The organism is Paenibacillus wulumuqiensis (genome assembly GCF_000971965.1).
In the GTDB taxonomy this organism is placed as follows: Bacteria; Bacillota; Bacilli; order Paenibacillales; family Paenibacillaceae; genus Saccharibacillus; species Saccharibacillus wulumuqiensis.
On sequence record NZ_LAQP01000020.1, the window covers coordinates 69,911 to 86,386 of the forward strand.

The window sequence follows — 16,476 nt, forward strand, 5'->3', positions numbered from 1 at the left end:
ATATGGGGGATTAACTTTGTCTATAGAAGAATCAAATCGTAAGAGTTTGTCTCAATTTTTAGCTGGCCTTTTGAAAGTGAAAACTAAAGTGCAATTAATTCCGATTTCCGATTTGAAAAAGATTAGTCACACAGGATGGGAAATTACTGGTAATGACCCTGCTTTTATACTAAAGGGAACAATATATAAAGGCTGGAATAATATTGAATGGGAATCGAGAGCTGGCGCTTATATTCCTTTAAAATTATATTGGGATGATGGTACTGGATTCCGTGAAGAAAATAGCTGTTCAATGTCAGCTATATCTATTGAGGGTAGTAAGCAATACGTTACTATATTTATTCCTTCGTATGCTCAAAATTTGCGTTTAGACCCGGGTGAAGAAAAAACACAATTTGAAATCAGTGATTTGGAATTTAAAAAAGTAAATAAACTTCATATATTACTTAAATCTGTTAAAAATGTTATGAAACAAAAAGGGGCTTCATGGGCTACATTTGGATTTCTCATGAAAAAAACGATGAGAATATACAAGGAAAAAGGCTTGCGTGAAGTTTGGGAGAAAACCAAAAATACGTCAGGTGTGTTTAATCAGCATAGTATACACGCCATTGATCAAGATAGATATAAATTATGGACTTCTTCATCACTTTATTCTCTTGATATTTTAAAAAATAGACTTGATAGTTTGAGTTATCGGCCTTTAATTTCCATTATTGTTCCAGTATACAATGTTGATGAAATTTGGTTGCGAAAATGTATAGATTCTGTTATTGCACAGGTGTATCCAAATTGGGAACTATGTATAGTTGATGATTGTTCATCCAAAGATCATATTCAACATGTACTTAAGGAATATGCTGAGAAAGATGAGCGAATAAAACCAATCTTTCGTGAAGAAAATGGACATATTTCTAGAGCATCTAATTCAGGAATTGAGGCAAGTACTGGTGAGTTTATTGCTTTGTTGGATCATGACGACGAGCTGGCAGAGAACGCTCTATTGGAGAATGTACGCTTGCTTAACCGCTCACCGAAAGCAGACGTCATTTATAGTGATGAAGATAAGATCTCACTGGAGGGAGAACGTTTTTCACCATTTTTCAAACCCGATTGGTCGCCGGATACGCTCCTTTCACAAATGTATACTTCTCATCTAACGTTATATCGCAAATCTTTAGTAGAAGAAGTAGGGGGATTTAGAGTAGGGTTGGAGGGAAGCCAGGATTATGATCTGATGTTAAGAGTTTCCGAAAAAACGGATGAAATATATCATATTCCTAAAATTTTATATCATTGGCGAGCTATTCCTGAATCAACAGCATCCAGTAATGCTTCAAAAAACTATACCCAGCAGTCTGGTCTTAAGGCTGTACAAGATGCTTTAGATAGAAGAGGACTAGATGCATGGGTAGAAAGTGTGGAAGATGCATTCAATCTATACCGGGTTCATTATAATACCAAACCCGAACCATTAATTTCAATTATTATTCCAAGTAAAAATATGACAGAGACTTTATCTACATGTCTAACTTCTATTTTTGGGAAAACCAGTTATATTAATTATGAAGTTGTAATAGTAGATAATGGGAGTACAGATCTTTCAACTAGAAAGTTGTATGAAAACTGGTTATTAAAAGAGCCGCAACGCTTCAAAGTATATGATTATGATATACCATTTAACTATTCTAAACTAAATAATTTTGGATGCAGTAAAGCTAAAGGTGAATTATTTTTGTTTTTGAATAACGATGTAGAGATTGTCACAGCTGATTGGCTGAATGAAATGGCTGGACAGGCGAGTCGCCCTGAAATAGGAGCAGTAGGAGCAAATCTTCTTTACCCCGATCAAACGATTCAACATGCTGGTGTAGTATTAAGCCTTGGAGGGGTAGCAGGTCATAGTCACAAACACTATTTGGCTACGGACCCGGGCTATTTTAGAAGACTTCAAATGATTTGTAACTATTCAGCTGTAACGGCAGCTTGTTTAATGATCCGAAGAGACGTATGTGAAGAAATTGGCGGTTTTAATGAAGATCTTCAGGTAGCATTTAATGATATTGATTTTTGTTTAGAAGTTCGTGAAAAAGGCTACTGGAATATTTGGCTGCCTCAAGTTCAATTGATTCATTATGAATCTAAAAGCCGAGGGTACGAAGATACACCAGAAAAGCAAAAACGTTTTACAGGTGAAGTAATGTATATGAAAAATAAATGGCCAGAGCAACTGAGGGAAGATCCTTTCTATAATCCAAATTTAACTAAGGATAGAGAAGATTATTCATTAGGAAGTCCATATATAGACTAAAAGAGCTATTAAAGAAGAGTATTAATAGGAGGCAGCCAATGCATTATTCCGAAAAAAATTGGCTGTCTACCTACTGGAGAAGGATATGATTAGATGATATATGTATTATTGCTATTAACGATACTCTCTAACGTGACTGCACAGTTGATTTTAAAGAAAGGTGTCTCTTCAATTTCTTTAAATGAAATAAGTATAAAAAGTATCGGTGATGTTCTGGTTTCGCCTTATATATGGTCAGGATTATTTCTTTATGGTTTGAGTTTTGTTTTTTATATTGTAGTATTATCCAAATCTGATTTGAGTAAAGCGGCACCTATAACACAATCACTTACCATTTTGTTGATTGTATTGTTTTCCGTATTTGTACTAAATGAGCCATTAGGGACTGCAAAAGCACTAGGAATTATTCTTGTCCTATTAGGTGTATATTTGATTATGTTATAGAGGTGAATAAGCGGATAATGTTTATTAATAAGAAGAAGCTTACTACGGGTATAGCCATATCAATAGCCATCTTTTATCTAAGCGTTGTAATATATCGATTTTATTCAGGAAGTCCTATTGAATATATAAATTATTTGATTGCTCCTCTTATCGTTAGTTTCGTATTTATCTCCTCTTATTATCTGCATTTGAAAAAAGCAGCATATCTTATGATGCTGATTATAGTTGGATTTTATTTTATAACTATTCCTTTCTACTCTCCTATAGATGAAGGCGCCCATTTTGATATTATTCTTCATATTGCCCATACAGCTAGCTTGCCTATTTTATCGGATAATATTGATTCTTCACTACTTATGCAACTGACAGGAAATAATGTACCGGGAGGGCTTCAATATGAAGCTGTACATCCTCCACTGTACTATTTACTAGGCGCCTTATTAATTTTCCCTTTTAAAAGTAGTATTGTAATTAGTTTTTTTGTGTTGAGAATGCTGGGAGCGATCATGCTGGCATTTACTCTTTATATTGCATTTAAAATCTATTCTTATTTTACTAAGAAGAGTATTAATAAAACGAATAATATATTTGTCTTTTTATTCATGGCTTTTTACATGAATCCTGCTTTTATCACACGAATGTTAACAATCAGTAATGAATCATTAGTGGTTGTTTTGTTCACGCTGCTATTTTACTTTATTATCCGATTCCAACATATACAGTGGAGTAAAAGGCACATATATATACTTGCAATTCTGACTGCATTACTAATACTGACAAAGTTTACGACTATCTATGTAATAGGGTTGATTGTTATAAGTTTATTTTTGTATAGACAAATCAAGAAGATACCCATCTATCTTTTTGTTACTGGAATTATATCAGCACCTTGGTTTATCTATAACTATATGCAATATGGAATGTTAACGGGAAATAAAATTCATTCGGATTATGTAAGAAAACTAGTGAACCCAGAGAATCAATCTATGCAGTTTCAATATATATCTCAAAAGGTTTCTTATTTCTTGGGTAGTTTTTGGAATCCACAGGAAAGTGGATATCCTAATTTATTAGAGCCTTTTAACTTTATAACGACAATGTTAAGCAATTTTCTTTTATTTGCAATTATAGTCAATTTATTTTACATCGTTTATAAGTATTTGAAGTATAAAAAAGTGGAAAGATTACTGATCATTTCTCTAACAGCTATAGTATTAAATATATCAGTAGTTATATATGGTACCTGGACTCAATCTATTGATATTTTGATTGGAAGATATCTTTATATGAATATAATTCCACTCACAATTATAATGCATTCTTTTTTGAATATTATAGTAAAAACAAGGCATAGAGAGAATATTGCTGCTTTTATGCTGATGCTTACTTTGTTCTTAACAGTAAGTCAGCTTTTTAATTATGTTCAAGCTCCCAATAATTTGATTGAGAGAGGAAATTTATATAGTCTGCTCACTCATATAAATTCTGAAAACTATAATGAAAAACGATATCAAAAATATGTGGAGAAAAAAAATCTTAGCATCATTCCTATGTACTTTGATCTGAGTAGTACAAAGGCACAAAGAAAATCCATAATTCAATTGGATCCTCCTTCTGAATTATCGGGTTTAGATAATTCAAATGGAAGCTATAAAATAACAGGTGAAGATCCGCATATAGTATGGGCATTACCAAGCTTCAAAAAGAGTGAAACAGAAGATTTTATTTCATTAGCTATTCAGTATCACGGACAGAGTAAACTACCTAATGCAACTGGACAATTGTTTTGGGATGATGGTTCAGGATTTAGAGAGGAGAAGTCGGTTTTTTTTGATGTTTCCAAATCTCAAGTATACAATGTTCCAATTGGTAAAAATCCAGAATGGCTAAAATCTGCGTCAATAAAAGCAATAAGATTTGATATCGATACACCAACTGGAAATACAACTTTCCATCTAAATGATATAGTAATTATGGAAATTTACAAATAGAAAGAAATGGTGGTTATTTTGAGGTTAAATTTTAGAGATTCAATGATCAAACTCTAGCTATATCTTCTATTAGTTTAAGTTTGATTTTAATGTTCCCTTACATTTTGGGAGGATTAGAGACAGAGGTACCTATTCAAAACTTTTCCCAACATATCATGTCATGGGCAACAATAGAAAATGTTGATATATCAAGCAGGATAAATAACTATTATATATTTTTGGTTGGATCTCTATTGCTAGCTATCGTTTTTTTTGCATTCTATATAAGCTTTTTTATAGGGACGAATTCCAAAAAGAAGATAGTTCCCAACCAATTATTTCTTTTATTCAAGGATGCTCATTAATCGGCTTTGTTGTTATTGCTGGTAATATACTTTCTTCTTCTATAGATACTTCTATATATTTATTGGCAGGTATTATTATATTATCCTGGATAAGTTTGCTTATAAATAAAAGGAATCCGTTTAAGCGATTTGTTTTGTTACTCTATATTTGTCTTGCGCTCCCCTTTCTTTTTATGTATGGTATGTTATTAAAAGCTTAAATGATTTTTCTATGTTTTCGCCTAACCTATTGAAGGACTCAAAGGTATCCATAGACGGACTATGTTATACGATTATATGGTTTTCACTTGCATTAACTTTACTATTGTTGCATAAAAAGCTACTGCAGTAATAGAAGGGATGACCGGTAGAAACGAAGAAGCATTTAGATATACATTGTCTATCTCTGTTCTGCCTTTATTAGGTACTATTGCTATTCAATCTATTGCATTGGAAATTTGCAACATTTTAAATAAGCGTTTAAATATTGTCCTTCATTCGCCATTATTGATGTATACATGTATCATGCTTGTTAGTTTACTGAGAACGTTTACTCTATTTTTCAAAAAAATAAATCAAATGAGTAACCAGGATAATATATGAAATAACGAAAAAGCTCGACGTATTATATATAAGTGGTTTTATGTTATTATCCTGCTCTCTTTTACCTTAGTCATTGTACAACCAGCTAAATTTTCTATGGTAGGTAATGAGTTTTTTGAGTTGGCCAATCATGGGTTATCGGTAGATCATTTATTTAAATATGGAAGTATACCTATCATAGAAACATTTGATGCTCATATGTTGGCATATCAAATGTTTGTATACTTATATAGCGTATTAAACGGATATGAACCATGGGCAGCTTTTTTATACAATTCTTATATTGAAGTTTTTAATGTTCTCATCCTGTATCTCGTATTACGTCTCATGATAAAAGAAACGTATGCTTTTTTGTTTATCTTGACCTTTCCTTTATTAACCAATTTATTTGATAATACATTTATCTTGGTGGGCTGGATGATATTAGTTGTTATCAAGCAATTAAAAACATCGTCTACAATTACAACTAAACAGTTCATTAATTTTTGCATAGTTGCCTCTTTACTTTGCTTGTACAAATTAGATATTGGAATAGCGGCTCTAGAAGCAGGACTTTGCACATATACAGCGTTTTTGTTTTTTAATTATAAAACAAAAAGCATTATCAAGTTATTTGTAATAGGTATATTATATGTTGCTGCTGCTCTCCTTGTATTTATATTCTTGTGTTTATGGAAGAATGTTTCTCCATTTGAACGGATTTCTGACTTTCTAAATGCTGTTATGTCTAATCAGAACTGGGCTTATCCTGAAGTTGAAGATGCATCATCATTAGCTTATGCTATCGGCGAATATCCAGAATAAGGGAATTGGCGATTGGTCGGGAAATAAGCATCTTCCAATAAAAATTAGTATTGATTATTCCGCTTCTTCTTCAGGTCAATTACAGCTGTTTTATATATTTAACGAATGGGAATCTTTTAATACAGAAAAATCAAAAACCTTTACTGTTGAACCAAATACAAAGGGAAGCATTGAAATTGAACTGCCTAACATGCCAGCTAATCTTCAATTGGATACAGATGTTCACCGTATTGTTTTAGAAAAAATAAAAATTACTCAGGGTCTGACACTCATTAATGAACAAAAAGAAGTATGGCAAAGAAAGTTAGGCTATATTCCTATGTTATGGGCTACTCAAGATAAAAGTAAATATATTAACCTCCCCAATTTATCTAAATCAATTGAAACTACTAAAGTTCTTTGGCCAGCTACAAATATTAAAAGCACAAATCAATATGTTTATTTCTTGATGGAAATAGATAGTGCGAATCAGCAAGAAGTGTACCTTGATTTGTTGAATGAAGAAAAAGAAGAAGTAAAAGGTGGATTTTCATTTTATACTTCTCCTGGTAAGCATTTGTATGCTGTTCTTCTAAGCACAGATTATAAATTTTGGACGAATCAAGTGGAGCAAATCAGGTTTAGTAGCGGAACAAATTTAAAGATCGATAAAGCTGCTTATTTCTTACCGGATAGCCAAAATTTATTTCTGTTAACTGATCTAGATTTGATCGCTTAGTTCTGTATTTAAACCTCTAATGAATGAAATACATGTTTATTTTAATTTTCATGACTTGCTACAATTAAGATATTTAAATACAAACAGTGACATAATCGATTTTAGATAGGATTTATTAATGTAGAATGGTATTATATGAGACGGTTATAGTTTGTGTATGCAAGTTCTATTCTATATAAGGGAAGGGAAATGAAAATTTTGGAATTTGACTATGTCATTTTTGGAGCTGGGATTTATGGTCTTTATGCAGCCCATGTATTAGCCCAAAAAGATGTAAAAGTAGCTGTTATAGAATTTGATTCTGCTGCTCTACAGAGAGCCAGTTTTATAAATCAGGCTCGTGTTCATAATGGTTATCACTATCCACGAAGTGTCTCAACAGCTGAGAAGTCTGCTCATTATTATGAGCGTTTTGTAAAAGATTTTTCTTTTGCTATTAATGATAGATTTCTTAAAGTATATGCGATCTCTGCCCATGATTCTTTAACCAATGCCGAGCAATTTCTAAAGTTTTGCGAGTATGTAAATATTCCTGCTTCAGAAATAAGTAGCCGGAAATACTTTAATGAGGGTATGGTGGAAGCGACATTTGAAAGCTTGGAATACACTTATGATGCAAATATTATACGTAACTGGTATACAGACAAGCTTTCTCAATTTAAAAACGTATCAATTTTTTATGAAAAACAATTAAGTCATACCTCAATGAATGATCATGTATTTCATATGTATTTTAAGGACAATTCAATAATTACTGCTCCTAAAGTATTAAATGCCACATATGCTAGTATTAATCAAATTCTGTCTAAGTTTGATATGGATCTCTTCAAAACGAAATATGAAATTTGTGAAGTGATTATGACACATGTTTCAAAAAACATTAAAAATGTAGGTATTACAGTAATGGATGGTCCTTTCTTTTCTCTTATGCCATTTGGAGATAGTGGCTATCATTCATTAACTTCTGTGGGTCATACACCGCATGAAGCTTCTATAAGTGCACTTCCAGAGTTCTCATGCCAGAATTACAATAAAGACTGCACTTCATCCCAATTAATGAATTGCAATCATTGTTTTGCTCAACCAGATACTGCATGGGTTCGAATGAATCAACTAGCCAAAAAATATCTTGTACCTGATATACAGATCAGTTACCAAAAATCTCTTTTTGCTGTTAAAGCATTGGTAAGTGCTTCGGAATTAGATGATTCTCGCCCAACGGTAATCAAACAGTTTACAGAAGATCCAATGTTCATTTCTGTTTTTTCAGGGAAATTTAACACGATATATGATTTGGAGGAAGTTCTGTGAAAGAACCTGTTTTTGTATCGATTGTGATGTATACGTATAATAATTCCAAAGTTATTGAGAACACACTCATTAACATGGATCAGGTTATTAGTACACATTTTAAAAATTATGAATTAATTTTAGTGAATGATGCGAGTAGCGATCAAACTATCGAAAAAGCACGTGATGCAATTAAAAATCTTCATGGAGATACAACTATTATTAACTTATCAAGAAAGCATGGGGTTGAAGCAGCTATGCTTGCAGGTCTTAATAAGTCGATTGGAGATTTTGTATTCGAAGTTGAATCTGTTGATGTAAACTATCCTTTTGAGTTGTTATATGAAATGTATAAGACTGCAACGAGCAAAGGATATGATATTGTAGCAGCAACGACAGGAAAAACAGGATGGAAATCAAAAATATTCTACAAGTTACTAAATAGCATGTCCTACCTTCAACTATCTTTATCCACTGAAAATATACGTCTGGTTACTCGAAGAGCCTTAAATGCTATGTTAAATTTAAAAGAGAAAGTTCGTTATCGTAAAGCTTTGTACGAATTTACAGGATACTCCAAAACATTAATCACTTATAAACCTGATCGAACAGTAAACTCAAAAAAAATGAATAAAGAGAATTTTGCGCTGGCGATTGATGCATTGGTTTCATTCTCAAATGCTGGATTAAAACTATCTCATTATTTATCGATTGCTTTCTTTTTATTCTCAATTTTTATGGGAGGATATGCTCTCTATAATTACTTTTTCAATAAGTATGTAGTTGAAGGCTGGACTACGTTAATGATTCTTATTTCTTTTGGTTTTGCAGGTGTATTCTTTATTATTGGTATTCTGGGCGAGTATATTGCAAGAATTCTCATTGAGACTCAGAATCGTCCTTTTTATAGTGCTGCCTCTGTAGAAATGTATAAAGAAAAAAGAAGACCGATTCCCGAATTCAAAGAAGAAAACAAGGTATCTGGACATTAGGAGGAATAAATCTATGGGAAATAGTGCACTGCTTGGCTATACAGGATTTGTAGGAAGTACCTTACTCATGCAAACCACATTTGATGATTTGTACAATTCCAAAAATATTTCTGAAATTTATGGTAAAGAATATGATTTAATTGTTTGTGCAGCTGCCCCAGCAGTTAAATGGAAGGCTAATCAGGAACCGGAAGCAGATATAAATAATTTAAACGTACTCATGGACAGTCTTAAAGAAGTTAAAGCTCAATATTTTGTGTTGATTTCTACAGTTGATGTATATTGCCATCCATATAATGTAAATGAGAATACTGTAATTGATGCAACAGCTACTGACCCATATGGTCGGCATCGCTTTTATCTAGAAGAATTTGTTAAAGAACAGTTTGAGAATCATTTGATTATACGCCTGCCAGGTTTATTTGGAGAAGGATTGAAAAAAAATTTTATATATGATTTGATTCATGATAATCGTTTTGATCTTACTCATAAAGATAGCAGTTTCCAGTTTTATAATATGAAAAATCTTTGGAAAGATATATTAAAAGCCAAGCATGAACAAATAACTTTAATTAATTTTGCTACTGCTCCAGTAACAGCATTTGAAATTGCACAGCATTCACTGAATATGGAGTTTAAAAATATAACAGAAAAACCGCCAGTTCGCTATAATATGATTAGTAATCATGCAGAAAAATTTGGCGATGGACCTAATTATTTTAAAAGCAAGGAACAGGTTCTTCAGGAAATCACTGATTTTATTAAATCAAAGAAGAGTGAACAATAATGAATTTATCTATTTCTAATATCGCTTGGGCTAAAGAAGAAGAGCAGGAAATTATTGATACGTTAAAAAGTTTCTCTGTTAATGGTATTGAGATAGCACCTACTAAGGTTTGGGACATACCAGCAGATTATAATATGGAGGAAGCTTTATTATATAAAAATGGATGGCTTAAACATGGGATTGAGCCTGTAGCGATGCAATCTCTTTTATTTGGACAAAAAGATTTAGTCTTATTTCAAGATGAAAAAACAAGGATACGATTAAAGCAATATCTTTTTAAAATTATTGAACTTGCTGAAGTATTTGGTACCACGATTTTAGTCTTTGGTTCTCCTAAAAATCGCTATACAGGTATGATTTCTAAACAAGAACAAATGAATATTGCAGTTCCCTTTTTTCATGAATTGGGCGAAAAGGCAGTGAAGCACAATGTAATATTCTGTATGGAGCCTAATGCCAAAGAATATGGTTGTGATTTTATCACGAATACAAATGAAGCAATTGATTTAATCAAGGCAATAGATCACCCTGGTTTTAAGTTGCATTTGGATGCAGCAGTGATGACAATGAATAATGAGAATTATGCTCAAACCATTGAAACATCGATGCCATATTTAGCACATTTCCATGTAAGTGAACCTTTTCTAAATTTAATAGGATCTCAAGAAACTGATCATCAATCTATTGCTGAAGCTTTGATTTCTAATCAGTATGAAAAATGGATATCTATTGAGATGAAAAATGGATTAATGGATTCCAACAAAGAAAGTGTAAAACGTGCTCTTGATTTTGTGACAAGAATTTATAAATAGAGTGGAGAAACTATAACTAATGGTGCAAGATAATTGGCAAATCCCTAAATATGACACTAAAGAATTTTTTTCAAAGTCAAGCAAGTACTGCATATGTATTCCTGTCATTAATGAAGGCGAGAAAATTAGAAAAGAACTGGCACGAATGCCTGATTTGAAAAACAAAGCAGATATTATCATTCTAGATGGAGGAAGTACAGATAATTCTTTGAATGATGAATTTCTTAAGTCTATGAATGTAAGAACATTATTGATCAAGAGAGATACCGGTAAATTGAGTGCACAACTAAGAATGGGATTTGCTTATGCCCTGTTAGAAGGGTATGAGGGAGTCATTACAGTGGATGGAAATAACAAAGATAGTGTAGAATCAATTCCGGCCTTTATTGACCAGCTTGATCAAGGATATGATTTTGTACAAGGTTCTCGATATGTGCCAGGTGGGGAAGAAATTAATACTCCTTTTTCAAGAAAACTAGCTATTAAATTGATTCATGCTCCTGTTATTTCGCTACTTTCTGGGTTTCATTATACAGATACTACGAATGGATTCCGTGCTCATTCAGTTCGTTTTTTAAAAGATGAAAAGCTTCAGCCTTTTCGTGCTATTTTTGACACTTATGAGCTATTGGCCTATTTATCAGTTAAAGCTCCAAAACTGGGCTATAAAGTAAAGGAAATTCCTGTAAAACGTTCATATCCGATTGGAAAAGTGCCTACAAAGATTAGTCCGTTCCGTGGAAATTTGTTGCTGATTAAGATACTATTAGGATTAGCATTCAATAAGTATGATCCTAATTAATAGAGTTCATTAGAATTTGGGAGGTTTTTTTATGAAAGGTATTATTCTTGCAGGGGGAACAGGTACGCGCTTGTATCCCCTTACTAAAGTAACAAACAAGCATTTGCTGCCTGTTGGTAAATATCCAATGATCTTTTATTCAGTACAAAAACTAAAACAAGCTGGTATTAAAGACATTCTTATCGTAACTGGTAAAGACCACATGGGTGATGTAGTAAACCTGCTTGGTAGCGGTCATGATATGGGTGTAACCTTTACATACAAGGTGCAGGACGAAGCAGGCGGAATTGCTCAAGCGCTTGATTTGGCAGAACATTTTGTTGGGGATGATCAAATGGCAGTTATCCTGGGCGACAATGTCTTTGAAGATGATATTACACCATTCGTAGAGAATTTCCGTACGCAACAAAAAGGTGCCAAGCTGCTCTTGCAAAAGGTTCACGATCCGCAGCGTTACGGTGTAGCCGAATTGGATGGAGAGCATATCGTTTCTATCGAAGAAAAACCAAAAATGCCTAAAAGCGAGTATGCTGTAACAGGCATTTACATGTTTGATAGCAATGTCTTCAATATTGTAAAAACGTTAAAACCGTCTGCACGCGGTGAATTGGAAATTACCGATGTGAATAACGCCTATATCCAACGTGGTGAGCTTTCCTTTGATATTCTTGAAGGTTGGTGGACCGATGCAGGTACTCATGCATCTCTGGCTAAAGCGAATGAACTGGCAAAAGATATTACATTCGGTGAAGAATTCGGTAAGTTGAAGCTATAGGAGGCCATTATGAAAGCTATTGATCTACAACTTCAAGGAGCAAAGCTGCTGGATCCTGTTGTTCATGGGGATCATAGAGGCTTCTTTATGGAGAGTTACAATGAAACGATAATGCATGATCTGGGTATCAATTACAAATTTATTCAGGATAATCAGTCGCTTTCTGCTGAACCTGGTGTACTGCGAGGATTACATTATCAGTTAAATCCGAAAGCTCAAACCAAGTTGGTACGTGTTATTTCAGGGGCTATTTACGATGTTATTGTCGATATCCGGAAAGATTCTCCAACATTCGGACAATGGCAGGGATTTATTCTGAGTGAATACAATAAACGTCAGCTGCTGGTTCCTCAAGGGTTTGCTCATGGATTCTGTACAATCGTCCCCAATACACAAGTTCTGTATAAAGTGGATGAATATTATTCACCGGAACATGACCGTGGTATTCTCTGGAATGACCCGGCGCTCGGAATTGATTGGCCTATAGATAAGCCAATACTTTCTGATAAAGATACACGTCATCCGTTACTAAAAGATGCAGACATTAATTTTTAAGACATCATATGTCTAATATATTAAAATATCAATTTGGAAAGAATAAGATTCAGCACCTTTGCTGAATCTTATTCACTGATTACAGGAGGCTATTTTATGAAACTACTTGTTACCGGTGGCGCCGGATTCATTGGCAGCAACTTTGTACTGTACATGCTGCGTGAACATCCCGAATACCAAATTATCAATGTTGATTCGCTAACCTATGCGGGCAACCTGGAAAACCTCAAATCAATCGAAGGCAATCCTAATCACACATTTGTTAAAGCTGATATCGGCGATACAGCCAAAATGGATGAACTGGTATCTCAAGGAGTAGATATCATCGTCAATTTTGCGGCAGAGTCTCACGTAGACCGCAGTATTCTGGAACCGGATGTATTTGTAAAAACAAATGTACTGGGCACTCAGGTGCTGTTGGATGTAGCGAAAAAGCACAATATCACCAAATTTGTTCAAGTATCCACAGATGAAGTATACGGTACACTCGGTGAAACCGGCTTGTTTACTGAAGAGACTCCACTAACTCCAAACAGTCCTTATTCTGCAAGTAAAGCAGGCGGCGATCTTCTAGTGCGTGCCTATAATGAAACATTTGGTCTGCCTGTAAACATTACTCGCTGCTCCAATAACTATGGTCCATTCCAATTCCCAGAGAAATTGATCCCGTTGATCATTTCACGTGCATTGGCTGATGAAGCATTGCCTGTATATGGAGACGGGTTGAATATTCGTGACTGGTTATATGTAGAAGACCACTGCAGTGCAATTGACCTGGTCATCCATAATGGACGCGATGGTGAAGTATACAATATCGGCGGTAACAATGAGCGTACGAATATTCATATTGTTAAAACAATCCTGGAGCAACTGGGCAAACCGGAATCGCTCATTAAGTATGTAGAAGATCGTCCTGGACATGACCGTCGCTATGGTATCGATCCAACAAAAACAATGACTGAGCTTGGCTGGAAGCCAAAACACAATTTTGAATCGGGTATCAAAGCTACTATCCAGTGGTACCTGGATAATAAAGAGTGGTGGGCTCGTATTGCATCAGGTGAATACCAGGCATACTACCAAAAGCAGTATGGTAGCCGTTTGGGTGAGAAATAATGAAAGTACTGGTTACCGGAGCTTCTGGTCAACTTGGTGTTGATACCGTAGCTATACTGAAACGCAAAGGACATACTGTATTAGGCTGTGATCGCAGCCAGCTGGACATTATCGATCTGGAGCAGTGTCAGCAGGTCATTGGTCAGTTTCATCCGGATGTGGTTGTCCACTGTGCTGCCTATACAGCGGTAGATGCAGCCGAGACAGATGTGGATGGTGCTTATCTGGTAAATGCGACAGGCAGCCGTAATATTGCAGTTGCCGCCGAAGCGGTACAGGCCAAGGTAGTTTATATCAGCACGGATTATGTATTTAATGGACTGGGAAATACTCCTTACCATGAATATGATAATACTGATCCACAGGGTATTTACGGCAAGTCCAAGCGTGCAGGTGAAGTGTTGACTCAATCCCTATGCAGCCGTTACTTTATCGTGCGTACATCATGGGTATATGGTATGCATGGCAATAACTTTGTCAAAACGATGCTGAAGCTGGGACAGGAAAAACCCCAATTAAAAGTAGTTCATGACCAGAAAGGTTCGCCAACGTATACCGTTGATTTAGCGAATTTCATATCTGAACTCATGCTGACAGAAAAATATGGTATTTACCATGCATCCAACAGTGATTCTTGTACATGGTACGAGTTTACAGGGGAGATCTTTGCACAGGCCAAGGAAATTCTTGGTGCATCCATTACAGCCAAGATTGAGCCCTGTACAACTGCTGACTTTCCAAGACCTGCTCCACGTCCAGCCAATTCAGTAATGGAGCATTTATCGATTCGTACAAACGGCTTTGAAGATATCCGTTCCTGGCAGGATGGATTGAAAGCATTTTTGGAAGAATATAAAAATGGTATAAAGTGAAAAATTTACAGCGCAGATGATAAATAAAATAGATTAAACCAGAAGTTGAATGATGATCGGTTACAGGATCATCATTCAACTTTTTGGTTAGGATTGATATCAGACACTCTAGTTGTTGTGTATAATGCATATCAGGCGAAGTTTAGATCACTATGCAATAGCAAGGATGCCTTACTAGACCAAGTCATGTACATATATTTTTCGAAAAATGAGGTATGGTTATGAACCAGAATGGGATGCTGCAAGTTCTTATGTCTACGTACAATGGAGCGCAATATATCGAAGCACAATTGGATAGTATACTGTCACAACCGTACAGACCTATTCATATTTTGATTCGTGACGATGGATCAAGTGATAACACCCTTTCTATATTAGCTAAATATGAACAAATGTACCCTACACTTATTAAATTAATACAAGGAGACAACATTGGTGTGATTCCTAGTTTTTGGACTCTGATGCAGCAGGCCAATCAGGAATCTGAATATTTTTGTTTTTGTGATCAGGATGATGTATGGATGCCACACAAAGCACAGCAGGCAGTCCAGCTTTTATCGGATATGGAAAGAGACTCCAAATCTCTATATAATCAGATACCTGAGTTTTTGGTACAAAATAACTATCTTACCGATCGTCTACCTTCATTGATCTGTACGGATACTCAGCTTACGGATGGAGAACTTAATCCGACTGCAATCTGGCCAGGAATGCCTCATTTGAAGCCTTCTTTTTATAATGCACTTATTCAGAATATCGCTGTAGGAGCGACGGTATCCTTTAACCGTTCTGCCTTACAGTTGCTTGTAAACACTAGGAAAGAGGTAAATATTGATTGTATACAAATGCATGACTGGTGGGCGTATTTAGTTATCTCATGTTTTGGGAAAATTCACTTTGTGCATAGTCCATCCATTTATTACCGCCAACATGGTGGAAATGCTGTTGGCGGAGAGTGGACCGTTTATCAGAAAGTAAAAAAGAAGTGGAACAGTTTCCTTAAACACAAAGGAGATAAAAAGCTGCTCGTCAAGCAAGCGAAAGAATTCAAACGAATTTATGGTTCCAGTATATCCGATAAAGAAATGACTAATCAGCTTAATCAATTTATTACGTCGAGAAATACAATTATGGATCGTATTCATTATTTGCGACACTGCAAATTATTTAGACAATCGCTAACAGAGCAATTATTATTTCGATTTCTGATTTTGGTTGGTTATATTTAACCTGGATATAATAAATAAATGGTAATAAATGTTTTTTGGGTTTCCGAAGCTA

The 16,476-nt window shown here is 34.7% G+C and carries 15 protein-coding genes; all 15 read left to right on the forward strand.

The window, feature by feature from the left end:
* The first annotated feature begins 16 nt into the window (after positions 1–16).
* Positions 17–2,311: a glycosyltransferase family 2 protein gene (locus tag WH45_RS21375; RefSeq protein ID WP_082097034.1), complete on the forward strand. Its 2,295-nt coding sequence runs from the start codon at positions 17–19 to the stop codon at positions 2,309–2,311.
* A gap of 93 nt (positions 2,312–2,404) precedes the next feature.
* Positions 2,405–2,755 (forward strand): EamA family transporter, encoded by a 351-nt coding sequence (locus WH45_RS21380; RefSeq protein ID WP_052723903.1) that lies wholly within the window; start codon positions 2,405–2,407, stop codon positions 2,753–2,755.
* Between the two features lie 17 nt (positions 2,756–2,772).
* Positions 2,773–4,746: a hypothetical protein gene (locus WH45_RS21385; protein WP_046216451.1), complete on the forward strand. Its 1,974-nt coding sequence runs from the start codon at positions 2,773–2,775 to the stop codon at positions 4,744–4,746.
* Positions 4,747–5,792: 1,046 nt separating this feature from the next.
* Positions 5,793–6,476 (forward strand): hypothetical protein, encoded by a 684-nt coding sequence (locus WH45_RS21390; RefSeq protein ID WP_152663624.1) that lies wholly within the window; start codon positions 5,793–5,795, stop codon positions 6,474–6,476.
* Positions 6,451–7,194 (forward strand): hypothetical protein, encoded by a 744-nt coding sequence (locus WH45_RS21395; RefSeq protein ID WP_046216453.1) that lies wholly within the window; start codon positions 6,451–6,453, stop codon positions 7,192–7,194. Before WH45_RS21390 ends, WH45_RS21395 begins: the two co-directional genes overlap by 26 nt.
* A 189-nt stretch (positions 7,195–7,383) precedes the next feature.
* Positions 7,384–8,505, forward strand: coding sequence for an FAD-dependent oxidoreductase (locus WH45_RS21400; RefSeq protein WP_046216454.1), 1,122 nt, complete (start codon positions 7,384–7,386; stop codon positions 8,503–8,505).
* A complete protein-coding gene (locus WH45_RS21405; RefSeq protein ID WP_046216455.1) occupies positions 8,502–9,476 on the forward strand; it encodes a glycosyltransferase in 975 nt (324 codons plus the stop codon). The genes WH45_RS21400 and WH45_RS21405 overlap by 4 nt, the downstream gene beginning before the upstream one ends.
* 13 nt (positions 9,477–9,489) lie before the next feature.
* Positions 9,490–10,263, forward strand: coding sequence for an NAD-dependent epimerase/dehydratase family protein (locus tag WH45_RS21410; RefSeq protein ID WP_046216456.1), 774 nt, complete (start codon positions 9,490–9,492; stop codon positions 10,261–10,263).
* On the forward strand, positions 10,263–11,075 hold the full coding sequence (locus WH45_RS21415; RefSeq protein WP_046216457.1) for a sugar phosphate isomerase/epimerase family protein: 813 nt from the start codon (positions 10,263–10,265) through the stop codon (positions 11,073–11,075). The genes WH45_RS21410 and WH45_RS21415 overlap by 1 nt, the downstream gene beginning before the upstream one ends.
* Positions 11,076–11,094: 19 nt before the next feature.
* Positions 11,095–11,877 carry a glycosyltransferase family 2 protein gene (locus WH45_RS21420; protein ID WP_046216458.1) on the forward strand — a complete coding sequence of 261 codons (783 nt, stop codon included), beginning with the start codon at positions 11,095–11,097 and terminating at the stop codon, positions 11,875–11,877.
* Between the two features lie 31 nt (positions 11,878–11,908).
* Positions 11,909–12,652 carry a sugar phosphate nucleotidyltransferase gene (locus WH45_RS21425; protein WP_046216459.1) on the forward strand — a complete coding sequence of 248 codons (744 nt, stop codon included), beginning with the start codon at positions 11,909–11,911 and terminating at the stop codon, positions 12,650–12,652.
* Positions 12,653–12,661: 9 nt separating this feature from the next.
* Positions 12,662–13,207 (forward strand): dTDP-4-dehydrorhamnose 3,5-epimerase, encoded by a 546-nt coding sequence (gene rfbC, locus WH45_RS21430; protein ID WP_046216460.1) that lies wholly within the window; start codon positions 12,662–12,664, stop codon positions 13,205–13,207.
* A gap of 96 nt (positions 13,208–13,303) precedes the next feature.
* Positions 13,304–14,323 carry a dTDP-glucose 4,6-dehydratase gene (rfbB, locus tag WH45_RS21435; RefSeq protein WP_046216461.1) on the forward strand — a complete coding sequence of 340 codons (1,020 nt, stop codon included), beginning with the start codon at positions 13,304–13,306 and terminating at the stop codon, positions 14,321–14,323.
* On the forward strand, positions 14,323–15,195 hold the full coding sequence (gene rfbD / locus WH45_RS21440) for a dTDP-4-dehydrorhamnose reductase (protein WP_046216462.1): 873 nt from the start codon (positions 14,323–14,325) through the stop codon (positions 15,193–15,195). Before rfbB ends, rfbD begins: the two co-directional genes overlap by 1 nt.
* A gap of 221 nt (positions 15,196–15,416) precedes the next feature.
* Entirely contained in the window at positions 15,417–16,424 is a 1,008-nt protein-coding gene (locus WH45_RS21445) for a glycosyltransferase family 2 protein (protein ID WP_046216463.1), read from the forward strand.
* Positions 16,425–16,476: the final 52 nt, after the last annotated feature.